We start from the raw sequence: 22,916 nt of genomic DNA, 5'->3' as shown, positions 1-22,916 counted from the left end.
GGGAAGGAACACACCTATGACAGGTCTATTACATGGGAAAGTCGCACTCGTTACAGGGGCCTCATCAGGTATTGGTCGGGCAACAGCGATCGCATTTGCCAGCGCTGGAGCAAAAGTCGTGGTTGCTAGCCGTCGGCTCGCTGAAAGTGAGGAGACTGTGCGCTTGATAAAAGAGACAGGAGGTGAGGCTATTTTTGTCAAGACCGACGTTTCAAATGCTGCGGAAGTGGAGGCACTGGTCAATAAAACTGTAAAAACTTATGGTCGTCTAGACTGCGGTTGCAATAATGCTGGGATTGGGGGCAATTCTGGCTTAATCATCGATGATATATCCGAAGAAGACTGGGATCGTCTGGTTAACGTAAATTTTAAAGGAACGTGGCTCTGCATGAAGTACGAAATCAGGGCAATGCTCAAACAGAACAGCGGGGCGATCGTAAATGTGGCTTCCGTCGGTGCTGTCGTTGGTGTACCTGGTTATGCAATCTACTCTGCCACGAAAAGCGCAGTCATTACCTTAACTAGAACAGCAGCAATAGAATATGCTAAATCTGGTATTCGAGTCAATGTCGTGAGTCCGGGTGCTATAGAAACTGATATGCTAGCTAGTCTTCCCGTAGATTTAATTGCTCAACTTCCAACAGCGCATCCAATAGGACGTATTGGCAAGCCTGAGGAAATTGCAAAAACGGTGGTTTGGTTGTGCTCAGATGCGACTTCCTTCATCACGGGACATAATATGATAATTGATGGAGGATATACTGCACAGTAAGGCAGGGTAGATGAAGTTGAGGGTAACAAGTTCACAATTTCACTTGCTTCAGAAACATCTCTTTTATCAACGACAAGTGTAGAACTTGAGAGCATCTCAATATATTGAATGAAGAACAAATTAGCAATCACTGTAGTACCAAAGTACTGCTAATCTTGATGCTCAACCGCTCCTAAAGCTTTTATAGTGGCAATAGTCGCCAAAGTTACACCTGTAATAGCAGTAACGTTCATGGCTTCATAAGGTCTAGAGCTAAAAAGAATTTTCAGGCATTCACCTGTCAAAATATTCCAAAGCTTAATCGTCCCATCTTCACTGCTACTCGCTAAAGTATTACCTTTAGGATTAAAAGCAACTGACCAGGTTAACTTAGTGTGTGCTGATAAAGTTTTCTCGCAGTTGCTTGTGCTGACATCCCACAGCTTCACAGTTTGGTCTCCACTACCACTTGCTAATGTGCAACCATCCATACTAAAAACAGCGGAATATACGCAATTAGTATGTCCATGCAAAGTTTTAAGACACAATCCGGTGCTAACATTCCATAGTTTTACTGTTTGGTCACCACTGCTACTTACCAATGTTGTACCATCAGGACTAAAGGCAACTGACCAGATCCAGTCAGTATGACCTTGCAGAATCCGCAAACATTGCCCAGTGCTAACATCCCACAGCCTTACTGTTTGATCGTGACAACCGCAGACTAATGTATGACCGTCTGGGCTGAAAGCGACTGACCATACCCGATGAGTTTGTCCTTCCAGAATCCGCAAACATTGTCCAGTGCTAACATCCCACAGTCTTATTGTTTGGTCTTCACTACCACTGGCCAGCATCGTGCCATTGGGACTAAAGGCCACTGATAATATTCTATTGCTATGTCCGTGCAAAGTTTTGAGACATTTACTGGTGTTAATATCCCATAGTTTCACCGTTAGATCCTCACTACCACTAGCAAGGATGCTACCGTCTGGGTTAACAGAAACTGATGTAACCCGATTACTATGCCCCCGCAATGTTTTGAGGCATTGACCAGTGCTAACATCCCATAACCTCACCGTTTGGTCACTACTGCCACTAGCAAGTATGGTGCCTTGAGGATTGAAGGTAACTGACCATATCCCATTACAGTAACCTTGGAAGGTCTTGAGGCATCCACCTGTACTCACATCCCACAGCTTAACCGTTTGGTCATCACTACCACTCGCTAGCGTTGTACCATTAGGATTAAAGGCAACTGACCACACCTTGCTACCATGTCCTTTCAAAGTCTTGATGCATCCACCTGTACTCACATCCCACACCTTAACTGTTTGGTCATCACTCCCACTTGCTAACTTACGACCATCTAAACTAAAGGCAACTGAATTTATTAAGTCAGTATGACCTTGTAGAATTTGAAGACATTGACCACTGCTGATATTCCACACCCTTAATGTTTGGTCATGACAACCACTAGCTAGCGAACCATCCAAGCTAAAGGCAACAGACTGCACCCTATGGGTGTGTCCTAGCAAGATTTTAATACATTGACCGATGCTGATATCCCACAGTCTCACCGTGTGATCGTCATTTCCACTCGCAAGTATTTTACTATCAGGACTAAATGCGACTGCCCATACCCGACTGGATACCTGTAGAATCTTAATGCATTGACCGCTGCTAACATCCCACAACCTCACCGTTGTGTCTTCACTGCCACTTGCCAGTATATTACCATCCGAACTGAAGGAAACAGACCATATTCCACCGCTATGACCCTCTAAGGTTGCTAGACATTGCCCACTGCTAATATCCCATAGCTTGACTGTTTGGTCATCACTGCCACTGGCGAGAACACGACCATCAGGACTAAAAGTAACTGGCCAGATCCAACCCTTGTGCCCCTTGAAAATAAGCAGTTGTTTTCCATCCGCAACTTGGTACAGGCGAATCTCATTATTAGTATCTCCTGTCGCTAAAAGTTTTCCATTTGGGCTGAATGTCACTGAGTGAATTCCCCCTAGTGTTTCAGCAAAAACACATTTACTTAGATTGGCGTGAGCAAAATTTACATTGTGTAAATTTACGTTACGTAGGTCTGCTTGCCAAACAGTCAGATAAGAAAAATCATAGCCACTTAGATCCGTCTCTAGATGACAAAGCAGATTGAAAATATTGCCAGCCGTATACCCTGGTTCTAGCGGAGATTCTTCTCGCAGTCTTGCAAGAATTTGAGTTAACTTACTTTCAATATTTTTTTTACTTCTTAAGTGGTTAAATAACCCATCTATAACTGGTTTAAGGATAAGGCGAATCTGAATATCTTTAACATAGTCTTTACCAGTCGCCTTTATCAAAGTATGGCGCCTAAAGGACTCAATATTCTGAGTGACAATCTCTTCACAGACCTGTTCTATCAATCTACTAGTCATATACTCCATGACCACAGGCTGAAGTGTGAATAATGCTTCACTTTTTTCAATCAGCGTAGGCGTTGGCATTAGCGTACCCCTACCGGGAAGCAAGCTACGCGCAGCCTCTGGTAGAGAAGCCTTCTCGATTAGCGATCGCCTTAGCAGAGATTCCACAGCCTCCATTAATTTTGCTTGCGGTACTTGTGATATAATATCGTCTCGCAATTCTGGAAGCGCCATTGGCTCACGATTAATCGCTAGCCAATACATTATTTCCTTTTCTAAATCTGACAAGCGCTCAAACTGCTGCTCTAAAATATCGCGAATGTCTCCAAAAACAGCCGTGTCTTGTTGCAAAAATCCAGTCACATTACCATCAAAAACATCTTGAATGGTTGTGGCAACTATCTTTAAAGCTAATGGATTGCCTGCGTAACGTTCAATCATTACTTTCCATTCATCTTCTGCTGCCGATAGTCCCTTGAGTTTTAAAATTTCTTGCCCTTCCGCCACCTTCAATCCACTCAGTGGCAATGAGCGAACAGGTAGTGCTTGTCCTTCCAAAAATGCTATTTCTCTGGGTTTTTCACGACTAGTAAGCACTAAGCAGCTTTGGTGAGTTGCTTCTCCTACCCGTCTTAAAAGCTCACCATATTCCTCATATCCTTCAGGGTAAAGTCCGGCGCGGCTACCACTGCGGAGAATTGATTCTGCATTATCAAGGATCACTAAACAGCGATAATTTTGTAAATAATAGAGTAGTCGCGATACGCGATCGCTAAAACTTTCTGGTAAGTTACTTTCTGTTTCTTGTTCGTCAGATAGAAATTGGATTAAGTTACCTAGAATAATTTTAACAGGCGGTGCCTCTCGTAGCGATCGCCAGATCACATACTCAAAGTTGTCCTGAATGTTTTGAGCAAACTTTACAGACAGTCCTGTTTTGCCAATACCTCCTATTCCCAATATTGCAACCAATTGGCAGTGCTCATTGAGAATCCATTGCTCTAATGTAATAAGTTCTTCTACACGCCCATAAAAAGCGGAGTTAAAGATAGCCTCTCCCCAATCTAGACGAGTATTTGAGCTTGAATAGTCACTTTTATCTATTTTTAAGTTAAAAACTGAAAAAAGCTTCTCAATAGTCTGTTTGTCAACTCCTCCTTCCCGATTCAATACTTTCGAGATGGTAGCGGAATATAAACCAGAACGTACACTCATTTCTTCAAGAGTATACCGATTTCCAAAATTTTCTTTTGCTTCTGACTGATGCTTTGCTTCTTTAATTTTTTGTAATCCCTTGGTAGTAAGTGCAACGCCACGCTTACGTCTCCAATTCTGTAAAGTCATGTATTAACTCACTGTTCGTTTAATAACTTTTTATTAAAAGGAATTATCTACTAGTACAACACGGCGGAAATAAACCAACCCTGACGCTCGATGACTCGCTTGCCGCCGGCGCTAACGCGTGACGCTCTCTACGTTCGCGCAGCGTGTCGTTCGCGGTAGCGTTGCGTAGCAAAGACAGACGCTAAAAGCGTAGCTTGCTTCCCCGTAGGGGTAGGCTCGCTAACGGCAGTTCCTCATGGGGGAACCCCTTGGCGCTAGCCTCTCCCTTTGGGAGAAGACTGGACTGCCTCACCATTCCAAATCAACGAAACCCTTATACTGTATTCATTTTTAATTTTTAATTTTTAATTCCGCCTTGCGGTACTAAGTTGCTATAGATATGGGGTAATAGCCATAACAAACGGATAATCTCATGTTGCAGAGAATTTAAAACAGGTATATTACCAAAATATTCACTGATAAAAAGCACCTTTGGCATCCACTTATCTCGATAATTCAACACCGTTTGCTCAACAGACTATCTGGACTGTAGGGTATTGCTGACACCATCTCTTCAGCCGAAAGCTTCTTGCATTTGGTGATGACAGATTTATTACGTATGGTACTAGTTATTTAATACTTCGTATTATCCGTAATATTTTTGGGGCGTAAAGCTTAAGTTCAATCTCAAAATATCGATTTTCACTGGTAAAGATAGCTCAGAATTGGCAATCTTGATAAAGAAAGTTTTGTATATATCTAGCTTATCAATCAATGAATAAAACTGCTGCACTTAAATTTCCCCGTTTGACAACCTCCAGTCAAAAAAGAGCGCTTAAGCGAATCACTATCAACTTGACGTCAGATGAAGCCCAAAACCTTGAAAAGTATTGCGAACAGACAGGCAAACTAGCAATAGACGTGATTCGAGAACTCATTCAAGCTTTGCCTTGACCTGCTGCTGAACGTTGACGCCAAGTCTGAAAAGCGCCAGTCCAGAAGAGTTCTAGCTGAAGTAGAAGGTGTTGCAGATTTGGACAAAGGTTTCTAATTTTACTCTGAGGTGAGTAATTGCAAGAGCAGTAATCATAGATTAAATCCTCACGACTGTATATTTGCTACCTCACTACTGTTGTTTGTTGCAAAAATTTTAAGCAATATGGGTTAGAGATTATTTTCTAACGAAGATTACGACAGAATAAGGATAGTCACCGAACCAAAAAAATATTCTCTCACTCCTCATTGTGCAACTCAATAATAGCGATCGTGTCATCTTATTTTCGGCGCGCCCACCATGAATGAACGCAGCACGCCATAAACTAAATTTTTACGTTCCTCTCAATAATCACAAAAAATTACTGCCTCTGAATTTAAGACCTCCAATTAAACGGGAGCATCTCAGTTTTGCAAATATACTTGGCGCTCAGAAATCGCGGCTACACAAACGTACTCCTTCCCTACGGGACGCTACGCGAACGGAGAAGCAAGCTACGCGTAGCGTCTGTCAGAGAAGTCCGCCTGCGCGGACTTAAGAAATTGGAAACCCGCGTAGGCGGGTTTTGTCCATGTAACCGCGAATTCCATTCGCTAGGCTTTTTCCAAAAGTGAGATGCTCCCCAATTAAACCAAATTTTAATACTTATATCTTGAAAATGAACCAAGGTGAAATAGTTCGCAAATCTACTTTTATTTCGTCAGTGGCAAGGCTCGAATAAGTTCTCTAATTACATCCGTTGCTGGTCTGCCTGTCTGTTCACAATATTTTTCAAGGTTTTTGGCTTCATTTGATGCCAAGTTTATAGTGATTCGCTTGACCGCCCATTTTTTGTTCATACTGAAATAGATAAATCGTGTAATCATAACTTCAAATCCTGATTTTACCTTCCAAATGGAAAGTAACCTAAATTTTGGATATACTGAGATACCCTTTCAATAGGACACGTTGTAAATAAATATTACAGGTGTGCTTTACTGATTTACTAACTTTTCTATAAATGATAAAGGAAAAATCAATATTTGCTACTCTATCATTTAATTTTTATCCCTTTTAGCTTAGGCTGTAGTCTAATGCCTACCCGTTCCCTGCGCATAGCAAGCTATGCGCAACAGCAACTACAGCACAAGGGTGACACATAAAGTTGCGAGTGTCTACAACAAGAGTGAGCTAATGATCTAGAGTAAGGGAATCCAAACGCACTTAGCAAATAAAGATAAATTCTAAAATTATCCCTGTCTTTTTAATGTTAATTCATTTATTTAAAGTGCAGATTGAAAGCGATATTATTACTCGATTTACAGAAAATATATATGGCATCTAGTTAATTCTAGACGAACCAAATTATACAGCGTTTCAATTAAACTATAAATCTACTTGGTTCACCTCAAAAACTCAATTAGTATTGGCAGAATATCTATTTATATCATTCTAAATCGAGTCATAATCGAAGATTAATTGCAATAAATTTAGAATTAACAATATTGTAGAAAGCCTTAACCTAAATTTGTACTAAGTTTAACTCAACCTTTGCTTACGCTGTATGCCTTAGTAAGAAGATTGTGTAGTAACTATAGCAAAATACTGTATCTCAATCGGGTTTTAGATGTATTGATACCATTAACCCAGAGTTAAAAGTCAAATTGGAGGTTCTTACGAGTTGCTAATTACTACATTAAGGATTGGAGATCCATAGAAACTGCAACTAAACCAATTACATATACTCTGAGCCAAATTAGCTGGAGTCTAGACACATAAGACGCACAGATGCTGCTTTAGTGGCGGAAAACTAGGTGTTTATGCACACAGCGTGAGACTTGCATATTTTCTGTGGAGTTTTCTTAACTATTCTTGAGGAGTACAAATGCTTGAGGCTATCGCTGTTGCTTGGTTATTACTGTTTTTTGGCGATTTTCTATCTACATTCTTTTATCACGTACCCGAGCACGTTTTTGGTAGCCTTCATTTAAAAACGCACCACTCCTGGAAGAAGGACTTCCGCCACTATGCTATTTTGACTTTTAATCCCCAGGTTCTTTTAGATGGTATCTTGGGAGCTTTACCTTATGTACTTGTAGCAGTAGTCTTGTGGTCTTTCTCTCCTATTGGCGTTATCTCTGGATTACTGCTTGGTCAGTTTCATGTATGGTGGAGACACATAAGTGTACTAGGTTGGGAAACTCCAAAGGCTGTAAATATCTTATGTCAAATTCTATTTATTACCACTCCTGAGAGACACTGGTTACATCATCACAAAACTAATTTAGGTTTTGGTGATATTTTCACCTTCTTTGAACAACCTGCACAAATGTGGTTGCGCTGGCTGCGATTACTCAGACTTCGTTTTCGCGATTCTCGGATCTAACTAAAACTAGCGCTTACTAAATACTTTTTAAAATTACCAAAAGAAGCTGCGATCGCAGCTTCTTTTTATACACTAGAAGGGATTGCTCCAATCTCATAAATGCGCTCACCCACATACTCAAAAAAGCTGATTCCTAATTTACGAATAGTAGTAATAAGAGACATCAACTAACTATAATTTAAACCTATAGATTGTTTAATATGTAAAATTTTTACTTATATTTTTATAGAACTCATCAAAAAGTAAACAAGTTACACAGACGGAAGGATGCCTCTAGTAAGGAGTTTAAAGGTATTTACTACCGCTCAACTTCGCTGTTATATCGCCAATGTTTTTGGGAAAACTAGTCTTAATTAGTAAATTATTATATTCCTAGATTTTTATGACAATTCCTCTCTTTTCTGGAAATGCTGGGCGTAGCTTGCTTATCCGTTCGCGGAGCGTCCCGCAGGGAAGGGGTACGCATAGCTACGGTGAAAAAGGCAGGAGGCAGGAGGTAGGAGGCAGAAAGTTGGAATACGCTGTAGGTTTCTCTGCGAGACGCTACACGAACACACGTACACTAATTGCCAGAAATTCGCAACCTGCTCTAGATGAGGTGTTTCATGTCCGCAGTTAGCCTCAGAAAGATGCTCAACAAAAAAGAGTTGCCATCTCTCCTTCATAGCTTAATCTACCAGTTCAACGTTGCCATTGATGTTGAACTAGTAGACGGCACGAAACTGATTAGCATTGGAGAGCAAACTGTAGAAAACCGTTATCCAATCGAGGTTTCAGGAGAAATCCTCGGTTGGGTTGTTGGCGGAGAACAGGCAACTCTAGTTGCAAATTTGCTCTCATTTCTGGCAAAGCAGGAAGCTGAGAAGAAAGTACTCGCCAAAGAATTGCTGGAGCGATATCAAGAAATTGATCTATTTGACGATATCTCAACTCAACTCACAACAAGTTTAGATACGCGACAGATTGCCCAACTCGTGCTGCAAGAATTGAGTCAATTAATTGAATCATCTGCGGGGATGATTTTGCTTTTGAGTCCAGATGCAACTGCATTTGAAATCATTGCCGAATTTGGAGTGTTTTTTGACCATAATCAGCCGGAACCGGGTAAGGGAATTATCGGCAACATTGTGCAATCCAACCGAGCAGAACTTGTCAATGATGTGCAAGCCGATCCTCGGTTAGAGGGGCAAAAAAATGTTAGTGCAATGATTTGTGTACCGTTGCGAGCAAAGGAGCGGGTACTGGGAGCGATCGCAATTGGCACATCCAAAACTGACTCATACAAGGCTGAACACCTGAAACTTGTGAGTATCTTTGCCTCTCAAACAGCGATCGCCATTGATAAAGCTGTGCTTTACGAGCAAAGCACTCAAGCAGCCGTCCAAGCGAAAGCCCAGACACAGAAACTTCAGCAAGCTCTCCATGAGTTGCAATTAGCTCAAACTCAGTTAATCCAAAGCGAAAAAATGTCCAGTCTTGGGCAACTCATTGCCGGAGTTGCCCACGAAATCAACAACCCGGTTAATTTTATTTACGGCAATTTAAAGTATGTTGCCGAATATGCGCAAGACTTGTTGCACTTGCTGGAAAAATATCAGAAATTCCTACCTGTTGCTCCTCCAGAACTGGAATCAGAGTTAGACAATATAGACCTGGAATTTATTATGCAGGATTTCCCCAAATTGCTAGATTCGATGAAACTGGGCACAGGTCGCATCGTCGAAATTGTCCAATCGCTGAAAAACTTCTCCCGCCATGACGAAGCTGAAATGAAAGCCGTGAACATCCACGATGGTATCGATGGAACGTTAATGATTCTTCACCATCGCGTGAAAGCAGATGTTCATCGTCCGGCAATTGAAATTGTTAAAGACTATGCAAAACTTCCCCTGATTGAATGTTATCCCGGACAGTTGAATCAGGTGTTTATGAACATCCTGGCAAATGCCATTGATGCTTTGGAAGAAGGTATAGAAAATTCAGGAGTCAGAAATAGTCCTCAAATAACTATTCGTACCAGAGCTATTGACCAACAGTCCGTTGTAATTCGCATTGCCGACAACGGTCCTGGCATGAAGGAGGAAGTAATTCGCCGCATTTACGATCCCTTCTTCACCACGAAAGATATTGGTAAGGGAACCGGGTTAGGCATGGCAATCAGCTACCAAATTGTTGTAGACAAACATGGGGGAATGCTCAAATGTCGTTCTCAACCAGGTGAAGGCACAGAATTTTGGATTCAGATTCCGTTAAATTGTGCATTGGTGGATGCTACTGAAGAACAGAATTGCATCTCTGCCTCACCAACTCCCGCAACCGAATCATCTCCCACTCCCGATGCCGACGGGTTTATTCCATCAACAACTCCAATGCTCAAACCGACGGATTTGCTGATCCGCCACACTCAACTAATTCAGCGACTCTCACAGCAGAGTCCAGATGTGGAAGGTGCATCACCCGATCAAATTTATCAGATGTTCCAACGTAACCCAATTTCGTTAAAGCTTTACGCCACTTTGTTGTCTTGGTTCTGTTGTTCTAATCCTACCCAAATACGCCACTAAAGAAACCTCAACCATGTTTAACCAACTCGATGAATACAACAGTCAGCTATTTGAACTATGTCCTGTTGGGCTAGCACTATGCCGAACAGATGGGACACTAATTAACATCAACCCCGCCTTTGCTGCCATTTTGGGGCGTACTGTTCCAGAAACCTTGGATCTTACCTACTGGCAAATTACCCCAGAAAAATATGCTGCTACGGAGCAATCTAGCCTAAAAGACTTGGAACGAACTGGTCGCTATGGGCCTTATGAGAAGGAGTACATCCACAAAGATGGGCACTTGGTTCCGGTCAGGTTATCTGGACTGATGATTGAGAAGGATGGGGAGCGGCTGATCTGGTCTAGCGTGGAGGACATCAGCGACCTTCGACGCGCCCAGCAAGAACGCCAATATAGTGAACAAAACCTGAAACAGAGTGAAGCCCGATACCGCTCTCTGGTGACAGCTACTGCACAAATTGTTTGGGTAAGCACACCAGAAGGAATTTGCTTTGACATGGTAAGCTGGGTAGCTTATACAGGTCAAAGTTTAGCGGAAACGGAAAATGGGGGCTGGATTAATGCCGTTCATCCTGACGATCGCGATCGCACAGCCCAAGTCTGGGGTGCAGCCGTGGCAAACCGCAGCTTCTACCAAATTGAATACCGAATTCGTGGCAAGGATGGCAACTATCGGTACTTCTGGGTCTGTGGTACCCCCGTTATCGAAGAAGACGGCAGTGTTCGGGAGTGGATTGGCACCTGCACTGATATTCACGATCGCAAGCTGGCAGAAGCCGAAAATCAGCGTCTTAAAGAACGATATAGTTCTTTAGTAACTGCTAGTTCCCAAATGGTCTGGACGGCATCGCCAGAAGGAATGGTGAACTCTGAAATAGTCGGTTGGGAGGCATATACAGGTCAGAGTGCAGCCGAAATGATGGGCTGGGGCTGGTTGGAAGTTATGCATCCCGATGACCGTGCCCTGAGTGCTGAAGTTTGGAGTGCTGCTGTGGCGAACCGGAGTCTTTATCAACTTGAATATCGGATTCGTGCCAAAGACGGCAATTATCGCTACTTTTTTGGCAATGCAGTTCCTGTTTTAGAAACAGATGGCAGCATCCGCGAGTGGATTGCCACCTGTACCGATATTCACGATCGCAAACTAGGAGAACAAACTCTGCAACAGAACGAAGAACGGTTTCGCTCTTTGGTCACCGCCAGCTCGCAAATTGTCTGGGTGACTACCCCTGAAGGAGAGGCGGTGAGTAATGAAATGTCTACCTGGTTAGCGTACACAGGTCAGAGTGCAGATGAAATCGAGGGTTTGGGCTGGCTCAATCCGATTTACTCCGATGACCGTACCCACACAGCCCTTGCCTGGAGTAATGCTGTGGCGAATAGGACTCTCTTTCAAACCGAATATCGGTTACGTGGCAAAGACGGCAGCTACCGCCACTTTTTTGTTTGTGGTACGCCCATCCTAGAAGCAGATGGCAGTGTTCGAGAATGGATTGGCACCTGCACCGATATTCACGATCGCAAGCTGGCAGAAGCCGAAAATCAGCGTCTTAAAGAACGATATCGCTCTTTAGTAACTGCCACTTCTCAAATCGTCTGGGGAGCTACCCCGGAAGGACTGGGAATAAGCAGTGAAATGCTCACCTGGATGGCCTATACGGGGCAGAGCGAAGCTGAAGTTGAGGGTTGGGGCTGGCTCGATCCAATTCACCCCGATGACCGTGCCAGATCCACAGAAGTTTGGAATGCTGCTGTGGCAAACCGAGGTATCTACCAAACTGAATATCGGCTACGTGGCAAAGATGGCACATACCGCTACTTTTGGGTCTGTGGTACCCCTGTCCTAGAAGAAGACGGCAGCATTCGGGAATGGATTGGAGCCTGCACCGATATTCACGATCGCAAGCTGGCAGAAGCGGAAAATCAACGTTTGTTGGATATGTTAAATCATTCCAGTGATGCCATCATCGTCCGCGACATGAGCGACAGAATCTCTCACTGGAATCAGGGTGCAGAAAGGCTCTACGGTTGGACGCGTGAGGAAGTAAAAGACAAATGTATTCAGTCTTTTCTCAAAAAAACCTTTCCCAAACCAAAAGAAGAAATCATCGCAGAGTTATTAAAGCAAGGTAATTGGGAAGGAGAAGTGCAACATGTCACCCATGATGGCAAACTGATTACCGTCCAGAGTCGATGGACTCTGCAACGTGACATCTCTGGTCAGCCCTGTGCGGTGCTAGAAATTAATACCGATATCACTGCCCGCAAACAAGCAGAAATCGCTCTGCGGCAACTGAATCAAGAACTGGAAGCCAGAGTTGTAGAGCGGACAGCTGCCCTGCAAAATACCTTAGCTGAAGCGCAGGGATTAAATGCCATTTTAGATAACTTAGCAGATGGTTTGTTAGTGGCAGACACCGCAGGACAAATTACCCACTTCAATCCTGCCTTTTTAGCTATGTATGAATTGACAGCTACCGCCCTCAACGGTCACTACCGAGAATTGCCGATATCTGGTTTAGCAGACCTGGTTACACGAACTCAGTCTCATCCCAAAGAAGTTTTTTCTGCCGAAGTTGCACTGACGAAGGAACGCATTGGTCAAGCAGTAGCAACCGCCATTTTCAAAAAGACGGCAGATTCAGAACCCTCTGCCTGCTTCGGTTCTGCACTGCTGATTCGAGATGTGACGGCAGAAAAGGAAATCGACCAGATGAAGACCGATTTCATCTCAACAGTTTCCCATGAACTGCGGACGCCACTGACTTCTGTTCTTGGTTTTGCGTCCATCATTCAAGAAAAGCTGGAAACAGATGTGTTCCCAATGATTTCTACCGAAGATCGTAAGCTTCAGAAAACGATTAAGCGGGTGGCTGACAATCTCAACATTATTGTGTCGGAAGCAGAACGGCTCACGTCTTTGATTAACGATGTCCTGGACATCGCCAAGATGGAAGCAGGTAAGGTGGAATGGCAGATGCAGCCGATCGATCCCAGCGAATTACTCGATTGGGCAACCAATTCTACCGCCGGGTTGTTTGAAAGCAATGGCTTGCAGTTGGTCAGCGAGATTGAACCTGGACTGCCTCAGATAGTAGGCGATCGCAACCGGTTACTGCAAGTTTTAATCAACCTGATTTCCAATGCAGTTAAGTTTACCGAATCTGGTTGTGTCACCTGCCGCGTCAAACAAGGAAATGACGGTGTTTGCATCAGCGTCATCGATACGGGTATTGGGATTGCACCTGAAGACCAGCCAAAAGTATTCGAGAAATTCCGCCAAGTTGGCGACACCCTCACCGACAAACCCAAAGGCACTGGGTTAGGGCTGCCCATCTGTAAACAAATCGTCGATCATCACGCCGGTAGAATCTGGGTTGAAAGTGAACCAGGTAAAGGCAGTATATTCTCGTTCATTATTCCCACCTACGCCAGCGATCAAAAAACCACTGCTAATCTTAATTTGGATACGCTTGTCAAACAACTCAAAGAACACGTCATCACCAAAAATGCTGTGCTGAACCAAAACCGTAAAACCATTTTGGTTGTAGATGATGACGCTAACATTCGGGAACTGCTCCGTCAACAACTGGAAAACGAAGGCTACAATGTTCGAGAAGCTAAAGATGGCATGGATGCAATTCATCAAATTAAAACAGCCCGTCCCGATCTGATTCTCTTGGACGTGATGATGCCCCAAATTAACGGCTTTGATGTGGCAGCAGTTCTCAAAAACGATCCTCAGACCGCAGACATTCCAATTATCATTCTATCGATTATTGAAAACAAAGAACGGGGCTACCACATTGGCATCGATCGCTATCTTACCAAGCCCATTGATACAGAAAAACTCCTCAACGAAATTGGCTCATTGCTTTATCAAGGCACTTCTAGTAAAAAGGTATTGGTTGTAGATAAAAATGCATCAGCCTTAAAAACCCTATCAGATGTACTGCAAACTCAGGGATACAGTGTGATTGAAGCCTCCAATCCACAAGAATGCATTTATAAAGCCCTGTCAGCCAAACCGGACATGATCATCATCGATTCTATCTTCTCTCAAGAAGCCGATTTGGTGAAAACCCTACGGTTTGAGAAGGAGTTGGAAAATGTATTTTTTATTATGTTGTCAGAACAGTAACCGCTGGTGCTGGGGACTGGGAAGGAATTCTCCTAATCCCCAATCCCCAGTCCCTAATTCCTAATCCCCAATCCCCAATCCCTATGACCCAGAAAATTCTAATTGTTGACGATGAACCCAATATCTTGATTTTGATGGAACAAGCCTTAGAAGCATTAGAAGATGAGGGTGTTGAACTTCTAACTGCTAGAAATGGAGAAGAAGCTCTCGAAACCATCAAAACTGAAAAACCAAACCTAGTTTTTCTTGACGTAATGATGCCAAAAATGAATGGACTGCAAGTATGCCATATTGTAAAACACGACCTGCAAATGACTGAAATCTACATTATAATCTTGACAGCTAAGGGACAGGAATTTGATAAACAAAAAGGAATTGAGGTTGGTGCAGACTTATATCTAACTAAACCATTTCGCCCCAAAGAAGTACTTGAAAAATCAATGCAGGTATTGGGCTTTTGAGTAAAGTATTAAATGATTTTGCCTGCGATCGCAGTACTTGGAAAAATCGGCACAAATATGGTTACGCTTGCTCAATGGATCAACGGTTAACAGTACTCACTCGAAGGGGTGATAAAGTGAGTACAAAGCATACTGGATAACAGTCATAGCACGTATACCCTTCTGAAAATAGGGTAGTTTACTGGGCTTGAGACGCATCAAATTATGAGCTAAATCAGCCCAAAACTCCATTGCACCTACCCATAACTGCTCATACCAACCGATCTAAAAGACACTATATCTGTGCTGCGTAGGCGTAGCCGGCCGAAGGCATCGCTGTAATTCCTTGAGACGACCAACATATTTTTATAGTCCCATTTGGCGGCATTTACGACCAGCTAAAATAGCACAAGTTTTAATCCACGAATAATTGATTTTCATCTACGTATCATAAACCTGAAACAATACGAACTCCTTTTTTACGCATAGTTTCTTTGAGATCCTGATAGAGAGTATCATCACTAACTAGCAAACCATGTTTAGTTCTCGTGTTTACAATTGCATATCTTGGTTCTTTTTCTGAAGGTGAAGCATTGAATTTTAAGAGTGCCCAATCAGAGTCCTCCCAGAGATATGAAAATTCTTCTAAGTTTGTGTTCATATCAATACCTCTTTTTTTAAACCTAAATCTTACTTAGCGAAGAAAGGTTTTTACCTTAATTATGGGTAGTTTCATTACCACTCTTGTATCTTATACGTATTTACGAGCTAAATTTTAGCAAATAAAATACTACTACCAGGCGATCGATTTAACGTAATTTTAGAAGCAGAGTGTTTGGGATAAGTCACCACTTTAGTAGCATAGAACATCGCCAACTCCCGTAGTCGGGAACTGGAACAGCTAGAAACCTAGAAGGCATTGAACCTAGTTTTAAGGTTTCAGACAATCTTTATTGGTTCTAAAACCCAAAAAATTAGTCTAATCTGAAAAGCCTACCCATAAGTAGCTCCCTTGCTTGTTCAATCAGAAGGTAATTCTGGGAAAGCTTAATTTGTGAGAGCGAGAGGCTTTTGCCAGAAGGAACTAGAATTAGGAAACACCTAGCTGGGTTCTTCTGACTTTTGAAATTAGGAGTGCATGTGTGCCAAAATCCCCTAAATATTTGCTGATTGGATCGACCGAGAATTACAGCGGTAAATCTGCAACTGTTCTGGGTTTGTCTCATCAGCTACAGCAAAAAGGTCTGGATATTACTTACGGTAAACCACTCGGTACGTCTTTCAATTCGTCCAGTGGAACCGTAATTGAGGAAGATGTCCAGTTCATCGCTCTTAGCCTCAATTTGCCGGAAAACCGCGTTGCACCTACAATGCTGGCTTTGGATGAACCAAATGTGCAAAAGCGCTTGCGAGGAGAAGACAAAACCGATTATCAGCAGTCCTTAATACAGCAATACTTACATAAATCTCAAGGAGATTTGGTGTTACTGGAAGGGCCTGGTGATTTGTCTGAAGGCAATTTGTTTGATTTGTCTTTGCTGCAAATGGCTGAAGTATTGGATGCTGCTGTGCTGTTAGTAGCCCGCTATAAATCGTTGCTTTCGGTTGAGGCGCTATTGGCTGCTAAAAGGCGTGTGGGCGATCGCTTGATTGGAGTTGTAATCAATGATATCCCTGTCACTCAACTAGAAGCAGTTGAAACTCTCGTGCTACCATTTTTGGAACAGCAGGGAATTCCGGTGCTAGCAACGCTGCCAAACAGCGATTTGCTCCGCAGTGTGAGTGTTGGCGAACTAGTCAAGCAGTTAAAGGCTGATGTTCTCTGTCGCAACGATCGCATGGATTTGTTGGTAGAAAGTCTGGCAATTGGAGCGATGAATGTCAATTCAGCTGTGAAATATTTCCGCAAACGCCGGAATATGGCAGTGGTGACAGGAGGCGATCGGGTGGAAATTCAGCAAGCGGCTTTGGAAACTTCTACCCAATGTTTAATACTCACTGGGCAACTACCACCCCCACCGTTCATTCTCAGTCGCGCTGAAGAACTAGAAATACCCATTTTGTCTGTTGATTTAGATACCCTAACTACTGTCGGAATTGTTGACCGCACTTTTGGTCAAGTTCGTGTCCACGAGCCGATTAAGGTTCAGTATATTCGTCAGTTGATGTCTGAGCATTTTGACATTGAGCGTTTGTTATCCAAATTAGGTTTAACTCCCGCAGCGGCATTGTCTTAGATTCATCAACTCAAACTATTAAGAGCATCAATGCTCAGTAGACCAAAAGTCCCTAACACCCCACCCCCAACCCCTCCCCTCTCGAAGAGCGGGGAGACAAAGCGTAGCTTTGGCGGGGTGGGGTTCTTTCTTATTTTTGATTTATGCAAGAGGTCTAATTATCAGTTAGGAGGCTGTATTGCTGGTGAGGGTACAGCTGGCTCGCCGTCACCTCCCAGGCGCCGGCGTGCTGTCTCCCTCCGCCCCATAGCTGGGACGTGCTTAGTTGCAGCAGCTAATCCAGAGACAGGCGTATTCCCGTAAATCGCCTCATATCTTCCCGGTTCGATTAAATAAGTTTCGTGCCAAATACCAACACTGCCATCAGCACCAATGCTCAACCTTGTGAACCCACGCCAATTGATGATTTACTCGTTAAAATTTTTGCTGGCAATATTGTTCCTAAGGAAATTATCTTGGCAAAGCTAGAAAATCACCAAAAAGCCCATAAAAAAAATTGTCTACGTACCATAACTTAGAACAGCGTTACTTTCATAATCCGCAAGAACTGCCAGAATCAGGCAAATTTCAGTATTTAACTCTCCTAAATGGCATTAGTTACGAAACACATTGGCTAGCCTTGTGTAACCAAGTAATGGAGTTACTGAACCAAAGAATCGAAAATTAGTCGCAATGTCTAACTTAAGTTTTCTTCGCATCTACACGCTGTTTGGTAAAATATCTGGGTCGTTTAGTCTGATTATCTCCATCTTTGAGCCAATCAACAGACCTTATTAACCTCGATACATTAGCCCAAGAATTGGCGACAATCCAGCAAACAGGTTCTAAAAGAATTGCCTTGCTAGGTTCTCGTCACGTCCCGATAACGCATCAGAATCTTATTGAAATGATGACTTATGCCCTAGTTTTATCGGGTAATCGAATCATTACTTCTGGTGCTACAGGGACAAATTCCGCGGCTATAAAGGGAGCAACCCGGGCTGATGCAAATTTGTTGACGGTGATTCTACCCCAAAGCCTGGAACGCCAGCCTTTAGAATCGCGCCAGCAACTAGAACAGGTAATGCATCTAGTCGAAAATCCCAGTAATGATACTCTGTCTCTGGCGGAAGCTAGTTACTTGTGCAACAAGGAAATTGTTTCCCGTTGCCAACAACTAATCTGTTTTGCGTTTCATGACAGTCGCACCCTGCTACAAACTTGTCAGGATGCAGAAGAACAAAGAAAAGTGGTGACGCTTTTCTACTTTGATTAGTCATTTGTCATTTGTCTTTTGTCATTTGTATTTGACTTATGACTAATGACTGATGACTGATGACTAATAACCAATGACTAATAAGTAATGATAATTTTTTTGTACTCGATAGCTGCTGCTGCCTGTCTCATTTATGTGCCATTTTTGCCAGTAGCTTATGCCCGTGTGCGTATTGGCCCGGAAATGCTTTCTACTCCTCGCGCCCTGTTTGATAAATTGCCACCTTATGCCCAAAGGGCTACTTGGGCACATCAGAACACCTTTGAAGCCTTTATGATATTTGCCGCAGCCGCACTGATGGCTTATGTAACTGGTGTAAATTCTTTTACAGCCCAAGTAGCTGCGATCGGCTTTGTCGTAGCCCGTTTGCTATACTCGATTTTTTATATTTTGAATATACCCCTTTTGCGATCGCTCATGTTTGCCATTGGCATCTTTAGCTGTGCCACTCTCTTTTTCTTGAGCATCATCCAAGCTATTAGTTAATTGGGGCATGGAAACTGGGGACTGGGGAACAGTTTTCCCAATCCAAAATCGTTCGACTGAGCGAAGTCGAAGTCCAAAATCTAAAATCTAAAATGTTTTATGGCTTCTACTTTTTCCTTTGACATTGTGAGCGACTTTGACCGACAAGAGTTGGTTAACGCTGTTGATCAAGTTATACGAGACATCAAAGGTCGTTACGACCTCAAAGACACTGAAACTACTGTCGAGTTAGTCGAAGAAAGCATTAACGTTAGTACTGACAGCGAGTTTACCTTAGATTCTGTACACACTATTTTGCGAGAAAAAGCCGCAAAGCGTAACCTCTCCCAAAAAATCTTTGATTTTGGCAAGGTTGAATCAGCCAGTGGTAATCGCGTGCGTCAAGAAATCAAACTCAAAAAAGGCATCAGTCAGGAAATCGCCAAACAAATTTCCAAATTGATTCGCGACGAATTCAAAAAGGTACAAGCTTCAATTCAAGGGGATGCTGTGCGGGTTTCTGCTAAATCTAAAGATGACTTACAAGTTGTGATGCAGCGACTAAAACAAGAAGATTACCCAGTTGCTTTGCAATTTACAAATTATCGTTAAAAAATTCGTAATTCGTAGTTAATCATTCAATTACGAATTACGAATTATTTTAAGCTCATCCGCCAATACTTCTTTGAAATGCCGGACGCTCAGATAACTGCTTCATATAGTTCAACATCGCTGGATAGGGGCTCAGGTCTAGCTTCAGTATCATGGGAATGTAATTCAAAATAGACCCCACTGCTACATCAGCAACAGTGAAATCATTGCCAAGTAAAAAAGGTTGCTTACTGAAAATTTCATTTAACGGAGTTAACAAGCGGGGCATTTCCCGCTCCCGATTTGCTTCTACAAAAATCCCTGGACTAAGGGTAGCATTGGCAAACAATACCCATTGGGAAAATACAGCACGTTCTTGGAGTGAAAGTGGAGTTTTACTATACTTATCGGTAAGATACAGCAAAATTGCCCCAGATTCCAAAAGCTGAAAATCCTCATCAACAATGGCTGGAACTTTACCAAATGGGTTAATTGCTAAATATGCAGGCTGGAGGTGTTCACCCACCTGCATATCAAGCTTTACGAATTCGTAGGGAATTCCTAATTCCTCTAAATACCAGTGAACAATTGATGCTCGACTACGAGCGCCACCGTAAAGTTTTAGCATAATTACTTAAAGAACTTTGTGAGTATGAGAATGCTGTTTAACGTTGTCTTCTTTGGTGACTACTCTAGCGGCGTTTAATACCCGCTTACGCTCAATGGAATACTTAAAATCAGTGTAGTTTGTACCTAAGGGAATTAAAGATTTTGCAGATTCACGACGCTTGTAGGTACGAGCTGCTGCAAATGCCCGTGGCACAAATTCCTCTCCAAACTGAGCCGACTCTGGGAAGCCATCTGGCAGCAGTTGTGAATCTCCATCCAGCACAGATCCCAAAGTTGTGGCATGAGCCAGCTTATAGGAGGTAGGAATGCCCTTTAAAAGAGCTTCCAAAGCCGCAGAAGGTATTGGTTCTATAACTTCGATTTGATAAACTTCTCCATCTTCTTTGACGAAGCAGGTTGCCAAGCCGATCACAATGTAATCATCGGTTGCTAAATCAGGGGCATTGGGATAAGAAGTTGCGGTTGTCATCGGGAAATTTCTCAAAATTTAAAAATTGAATTTAGGGAATGGGACATGGGGCATTGGATATTAATTACTCTCCCCTTGCTTTTCCTGCTTCCACATTCCCTCTTTAACGAATGGCTTGTTGGCATTCTACCAATTTGCTGCTCTCACTACTTGACTAGTCTTTGAGATTAACGTCTGCTATTTCGGGAATTCATCTTCGGGATCAAGTATCTATGATTAGGTTTGAGGAGCAATTGTTTATTTAAGGGGTAGATTTCTACTGGTGTGAGTAGTTTAAATCTCAGTCTTAAGATGGCTTTAAAGCAACCATAAGTACCTTGAGAATAGACATAGTGGTAAAATCACCAGCGTTAAAAAACTAGACTTTTATTTAACAAAGCAGGGATTTCAAGCAGGGAAAGATGAATATTCACTCATTTTTAGCTGACGATGACCAGCAAAGTAACCAATATAAGTATGTTCTAAATACTACAAAAAAACTTCAAGAACGGAGGAAAAGCGATCGCAGCAAATGTACTTTCGGGGATAGCGACTTGCGCTCTTGTGCTTTGAGGTTGGCTCAACAAGGAGATTATACTGAAGCGATCGCACTTTTAACCCAACTAATTTGCCGCCACCCCCACAATGCCGTTGATTACAATAACCGGGGGCTAATTTATTTCCAAAGTGGCCAAAGGCAAAAAGCGCTTTACGACTACAACACCGCCCTTAAACTTAATCCATATTTGGCTAGTGCTTATAATAACCGAGCAAATTATTACGCGGCTTGTGGAAAATTAGCAGTAGCACTTGCCGACTACGATCGAGCAATTGATTTGAAACCTCACCATGTCCGGGCATGGATTAACCGAGGTATTACCTGGCGTGATTTGGGACAATACGAGGTGGCAATTGAGAATTTTGAGCTAGCACTGCTTTTCGGTCAACTAGAAGGTCATATCTGGGCTGAACGCGGCAGGACTTACCATCTTTGGGGCGACTGGAATTGTGCGATCGCTGATTATCGTCGCGCCCTTACTCAACTGCCCTCTCTCGAGAACGATAAGGATATTACTGGTTGTCGCTTGCGTTTACAACTCGAAAATTGGCTAGATGAGTTACTATCTCAATCAGCGTCCTAATTGGTAGATTAGTTCTTCTGGGAGATTCAAAATTCAAAATAATTGATTAATTTTGAACTAGAGTTTAGTGACGCTGTATCGCTAATGACTAATAGATGATAACTACATAGCTATTCAAAAATTAGCTATTAACCATTATTTATTAGCAATAATATAAATTAACACCCGGTTTATACGTAGCCTGAATCACAATAAACCTAAATAATCCCAAATTCGCCATTTGTCTTAGGGTGACGAGTCTGTTTGCTCATCTTCTCGGCGATCTTGATTCATCAACACGATCTGACGCTGGCTGGGATCGAATCGGTATCCTTGTCGTTGTCTAATAATTTTAGCTTCTTGCGGATCAAAGTTACGGCTAAATTCTGCCTGCAAACCATTGACATGTCCTTCCATCAGCTTAACTTCAGTACTCATTTCTCGCAATTTTTCTTGCTGTAACCAATGATAAGGCAAGAGTTGTGTTAAAGCAGATGCTGCAACGGCTGTAATCACAAGATTGACCGCTATTTTGGCTGTGCTTTCCAGTGCCATCACCTGGTAAGAACGTTGACGAAGATGCCGCTTTGGTCGAGGAGTGACACGGCGTTTTTGTATAGGTTGTGACGGTGGTCTAGATGGTTGAATCGCGTTCATGATGCTAAAAAATAACCTCGCTTAGTGAAGGAAGTACTATCAAGAGTGCTGAGTTATGAGTTATGAGTGCTGAGTGAGATTTCCAACTCAGCACTCAGCACTTAGCACTCAGTACTCAGATATCAGCACTCCTGAATGCTTGATTTAGCTGTCATATTACTTCATTTTTTTGAAATAGCTACAAGTGTCGCATTAGTTAAAAAATAACCTGGCTTACGTAAGTGCAAGGTTTCCAGATTTTATGGCATAAAGCCATAAAATCTGGAAATTGCACCCCGTACTGCCAGGATTATTAGCTTTTTAACTGTGTCACATCGGAGCGTTATTTGTAAAGTTCTGTGGCTAATCGCCAAGCTAGAACTCCTGGAATCAAGGCTACAACTAGAGCGATGTAGACTTGAGTATCTGAGATGGAAGATATCTGAGCGATGTACAGAGTATCTAAGATAGGCATGGCTGAAAACCTCCTAACCTGAATAGATTTTGAACAGTTCGTTTACTACTTTTC

20 protein-coding genes and 1 pseudogene are annotated in these 22,916 nt (G+C 42.7%); 12 read left to right on the top strand and 9 right to left on the bottom strand.

Features of this window, described 5'->3' with window-relative positions:
• The first annotated feature begins 16 nt into the window (after positions 1 to 16).
• A complete protein-coding gene (locus tag V7K44_RS25405) occupies positions 17 to 772 on the top strand; it encodes an SDR family oxidoreductase (RefSeq protein ID WP_334935578.1) in 756 nt (251 codons plus the stop codon).
• 149 nt (positions 773 to 921) lie between these two features.
• Here V7K44_RS25405 and V7K44_RS25400 read toward each other — a convergent pair whose 3' ends face one another.
• From V7K44_RS25400 to V7K44_RS25390, 3 genes are all read right to left on the bottom strand, one after another.
• Positions 922 to 4,518: an NB-ARC domain-containing protein gene (locus tag V7K44_RS25400; RefSeq protein WP_334935575.1), complete on the bottom strand. Its 3,597-nt coding sequence runs from the start codon at positions 4,516 to 4,518 to the stop codon at positions 922 to 924.
• A 337-nt stretch (positions 4,519 to 4,855) separates the two neighbouring features.
• Complete coding sequence (locus V7K44_RS25395; protein WP_334935573.1) at positions 4,856 to 4,996, bottom strand: hypothetical protein; 141 nt, start codon at positions 4,994 to 4,996, stop codon at positions 4,856 to 4,858.
• Positions 4,997 to 6,183: 1,187 nt separating this feature from the next.
• The gene (locus V7K44_RS25390) at positions 6,184 to 6,330 is read right to left on the bottom strand and encodes a ribbon-helix-helix protein, CopG family (protein WP_094348756.1); all 147 of its coding nucleotides are present in this window, start codon (positions 6,328 to 6,330) and stop codon (positions 6,184 to 6,186) included.
• A 1,025-nt stretch (positions 6,331 to 7,355) separates the two neighbouring features.
• Here V7K44_RS25390 and V7K44_RS25385 point away from each other — a divergent pair.
• The 5 genes from V7K44_RS25385 (at position 7,356) to V7K44_RS25365 (ending at position 15,025) form a co-directional block, all read left to right on the top strand.
• On the top strand, positions 7,356 to 7,856 hold the full coding sequence (locus tag V7K44_RS25385) for a fatty acid hydroxylase (RefSeq protein WP_334935571.1): 501 nt from the start codon (positions 7,356 to 7,358) through the stop codon (positions 7,854 to 7,856).
• A gap of 382 nt (positions 7,857 to 8,238) precedes the next feature.
• Positions 8,239 to 8,475: a hypothetical protein gene (locus tag V7K44_RS25380; protein ID WP_334935569.1), complete on the top strand. Its 237-nt coding sequence runs from the start codon at positions 8,239 to 8,241 to the stop codon at positions 8,473 to 8,475.
• Complete coding sequence (locus V7K44_RS25375) at positions 8,462 to 10,420, top strand: ATP-binding protein (RefSeq protein WP_334935567.1); 1,959 nt, start codon at positions 8,462 to 8,464, stop codon at positions 10,418 to 10,420. Before V7K44_RS25380 ends, V7K44_RS25375 begins: the two co-directional genes overlap by 14 nt.
• A gap of 13 nt (positions 10,421 to 10,433) precedes the next feature.
• Positions 10,434 to 14,564, top strand: coding sequence for a PAS domain S-box protein (locus V7K44_RS25370; RefSeq protein ID WP_334935565.1), 4,131 nt, complete (start codon positions 10,434 to 10,436; stop codon positions 14,562 to 14,564).
• 83 nt (positions 14,565 to 14,647) lie between these two features.
• On the top strand, positions 14,648 to 15,025 hold the full coding sequence (locus V7K44_RS25365) for a response regulator transcription factor (protein WP_292751273.1): 378 nt from the start codon (positions 14,648 to 14,650) through the stop codon (positions 15,023 to 15,025).
• A gap of 427 nt (positions 15,026 to 15,452) precedes the next feature.
• Here the strand turns inward: V7K44_RS25365 and V7K44_RS25360 are convergent, their stop codons facing one another.
• Positions 15,453 to 15,665, bottom strand: a complete 213-nt coding sequence (locus V7K44_RS25360) for a hypothetical protein (RefSeq protein WP_334935558.1) — start codon at positions 15,663 to 15,665, stop codon at positions 15,453 to 15,455.
• Between the two features lie 481 nt (positions 15,666 to 16,146).
• On the opposite strand from V7K44_RS25360, the gene V7K44_RS25355 reads away from it, so the two are divergent.
• Entirely contained in the window at positions 16,147 to 17,241 is a 1,095-nt protein-coding gene (locus V7K44_RS25355; protein WP_334935556.1) for a phosphotransacetylase family protein, read from the top strand.
• Positions 17,242 to 17,402: 161 nt separating this feature from the next.
• Here the strand turns inward: V7K44_RS25355 and V7K44_RS25350 are convergent, their stop codons facing one another.
• The gene (locus V7K44_RS25350) at positions 17,403 to 17,621 is read right to left on the bottom strand and encodes a monooxygenase family protein (RefSeq protein ID WP_334935554.1); all 219 of its coding nucleotides are present in this window, start codon (positions 17,619 to 17,621) and stop codon (positions 17,403 to 17,405) included.
• On the opposite strand from V7K44_RS25350, the pseudogene V7K44_RS33300 reads away from it, so the two are divergent.
• The 4 genes and pseudogenes from V7K44_RS33300 to V7K44_RS25330 all read left to right on the top strand — a co-directional run bounded on the left by V7K44_RS33300 (position 17,583) and on the right by V7K44_RS25330 (position 19,573).
• Positions 17,583 to 17,908: pseudogene (locus V7K44_RS33300) on the top strand (hypothetical protein). The gene V7K44_RS25350 and the pseudogene V7K44_RS33300 sit on opposite strands and share 39 nt — an antisense overlap.
• Before the next feature lie 84 nt (positions 17,909 to 17,992).
• Positions 17,993 to 18,496: a DNA recombination-mediator protein A gene (locus V7K44_RS25340; RefSeq protein ID WP_100902618.1), complete on the top strand. Its 504-nt coding sequence runs from the start codon at positions 17,993 to 17,995 to the stop codon at positions 18,494 to 18,496.
• Positions 18,497 to 18,583: 87 nt separating this feature from the next.
• Positions 18,584 to 18,982 carry an MAPEG family protein gene (locus V7K44_RS25335; protein WP_334935549.1) on the top strand — a complete coding sequence of 133 codons (399 nt, stop codon included), beginning with the start codon at positions 18,584 to 18,586 and terminating at the stop codon, positions 18,980 to 18,982.
• A 99-nt stretch (positions 18,983 to 19,081) separates the two neighbouring features.
• Positions 19,082 to 19,573 (top strand): YajQ family cyclic di-GMP-binding protein, encoded by a 492-nt coding sequence (locus V7K44_RS25330; RefSeq protein WP_012411046.1) that lies wholly within the window; start codon positions 19,082 to 19,084, stop codon positions 19,571 to 19,573.
• A 55-nt stretch (positions 19,574 to 19,628) separates the two neighbouring features.
• On the opposite strand, the gene V7K44_RS25325 is transcribed toward V7K44_RS25330, so the two are convergent.
• Entirely contained in the window at positions 19,629 to 20,180 is a 552-nt protein-coding gene (locus tag V7K44_RS25325; protein WP_334935547.1) for a glutathione S-transferase family protein, read from the bottom strand.
• Between the two features lie 6 nt (positions 20,181 to 20,186).
• On the bottom strand, positions 20,187 to 20,651 hold the full coding sequence (locus V7K44_RS25320; protein ID WP_334765774.1) for a hypothetical protein: 465 nt from the start codon (positions 20,649 to 20,651) through the stop codon (positions 20,187 to 20,189).
• 401 nt (positions 20,652 to 21,052) lie between these two features.
• Between V7K44_RS25320 and V7K44_RS25315 the strand changes: the two genes are divergently transcribed.
• The gene (locus tag V7K44_RS25315; protein ID WP_334935545.1) at positions 21,053 to 21,772 is read left to right on the top strand and encodes a tetratricopeptide repeat protein; all 720 of its coding nucleotides are present in this window, start codon (positions 21,053 to 21,055) and stop codon (positions 21,770 to 21,772) included.
• A 225-nt stretch (positions 21,773 to 21,997) separates the two neighbouring features.
• Here the strand turns inward: V7K44_RS25315 and V7K44_RS25310 are convergent, their stop codons facing one another.
• Positions 21,998 to 22,408 (bottom strand): hypothetical protein, encoded by a 411-nt coding sequence (locus V7K44_RS25310; RefSeq protein ID WP_099102317.1) that lies wholly within the window; start codon positions 22,406 to 22,408, stop codon positions 21,998 to 22,000.
• A gap of 322 nt (positions 22,409 to 22,730) precedes the next feature.
• On the bottom strand, positions 22,731 to 22,820 hold the full coding sequence (psaM, locus tag V7K44_RS25305; protein WP_040630342.1) for a photosystem I reaction center subunit XII: 90 nt from the start codon (positions 22,818 to 22,820) through the stop codon (positions 22,731 to 22,733).
• Between the last annotated feature and the right edge of the window lie 96 nt (positions 22,821 to 22,916).

The sequence above is a fragment of the Nostoc sp. genome (genome assembly GCF_036917235.1).
Lineage (GTDB): Bacteria > Cyanobacteriota > Cyanobacteriia > Cyanobacteriales > Nostocaceae > Nostoc.
This window is presented reverse-complemented; position numbering and strand designations above follow the sequence as displayed.

Bases quoted from the DNA above. Each gene is read 5' to 3' on its own strand.
- V7K44_RS25405 (WP_334935578.1), top strand. From the start codon at position 17: ATGACAGGTCTATTACATGGGAAAGTCGCACTCGTTACAGGGGCCTCA.
- V7K44_RS25400 (WP_334935575.1), bottom strand. From the start codon at position 4,518: ATGACTTTACAGAATTGGAGACGTAAGCGTGGCGTTGCACTTACTACC.
- V7K44_RS25395 (WP_334935573.1), bottom strand. From the start codon at position 4,996: ATGCCAAAGGTGCTTTTTATCAGTGAATATTTTGGTAATATACCTGTT.
- V7K44_RS25390 (WP_094348756.1), bottom strand. From the start codon at position 6,330: ATGAACAAAAAATGGGCGGTCAAGCGAATCACTATAAACTTGGCATCA.
- V7K44_RS25385 (WP_334935571.1), top strand. From the start codon at position 7,356: ATGCTTGAGGCTATCGCTGTTGCTTGGTTATTACTGTTTTTTGGCGAT.
- V7K44_RS25380 (WP_334935569.1), top strand. From the start codon at position 8,239: ATGACAATTCCTCTCTTTTCTGGAAATGCTGGGCGTAGCTTGCTTATC.
- V7K44_RS25375 (WP_334935567.1), top strand. From the start codon at position 8,462: ATGTCCGCAGTTAGCCTCAGAAAGATGCTCAACAAAAAAGAGTTGCCA.
- V7K44_RS25370 (WP_334935565.1), top strand. From the start codon at position 10,434: ATGTTTAACCAACTCGATGAATACAACAGTCAGCTATTTGAACTATGT.
- V7K44_RS25365 (WP_292751273.1), top strand. From the start codon at position 14,648: ATGACCCAGAAAATTCTAATTGTTGACGATGAACCCAATATCTTGATT.
- V7K44_RS25360 (WP_334935558.1), bottom strand. From the start codon at position 15,665: ATGAACACAAACTTAGAAGAATTTTCATATCTCTGGGAGGACTCTGAT.
- V7K44_RS25335 (WP_334935549.1), top strand. From the start codon at position 18,584: ATGATAATTTTTTTGTACTCGATAGCTGCTGCTGCCTGTCTCATTTAT.
- V7K44_RS25330 (WP_012411046.1), top strand. From the start codon at position 19,082: ATGGCTTCTACTTTTTCCTTTGACATTGTGAGCGACTTTGACCGACAA.
- V7K44_RS25325 (WP_334935547.1), bottom strand. From the start codon at position 20,180: ATGCTAAAACTTTACGGTGGCGCTCGTAGTCGAGCATCAATTGTTCAC.
- V7K44_RS25320 (WP_334765774.1), bottom strand. From the start codon at position 20,651: ATGACAACCGCAACTTCTTATCCCAATGCCCCTGATTTAGCAACCGAT.
- V7K44_RS25315 (WP_334935545.1), top strand. From the start codon at position 21,053: ATGAATATTCACTCATTTTTAGCTGACGATGACCAGCAAAGTAACCAA.
- V7K44_RS25310 (WP_099102317.1), bottom strand. From the start codon at position 22,408: ATGAACGCGATTCAACCATCTAGACCACCGTCACAACCTATACAAAAA.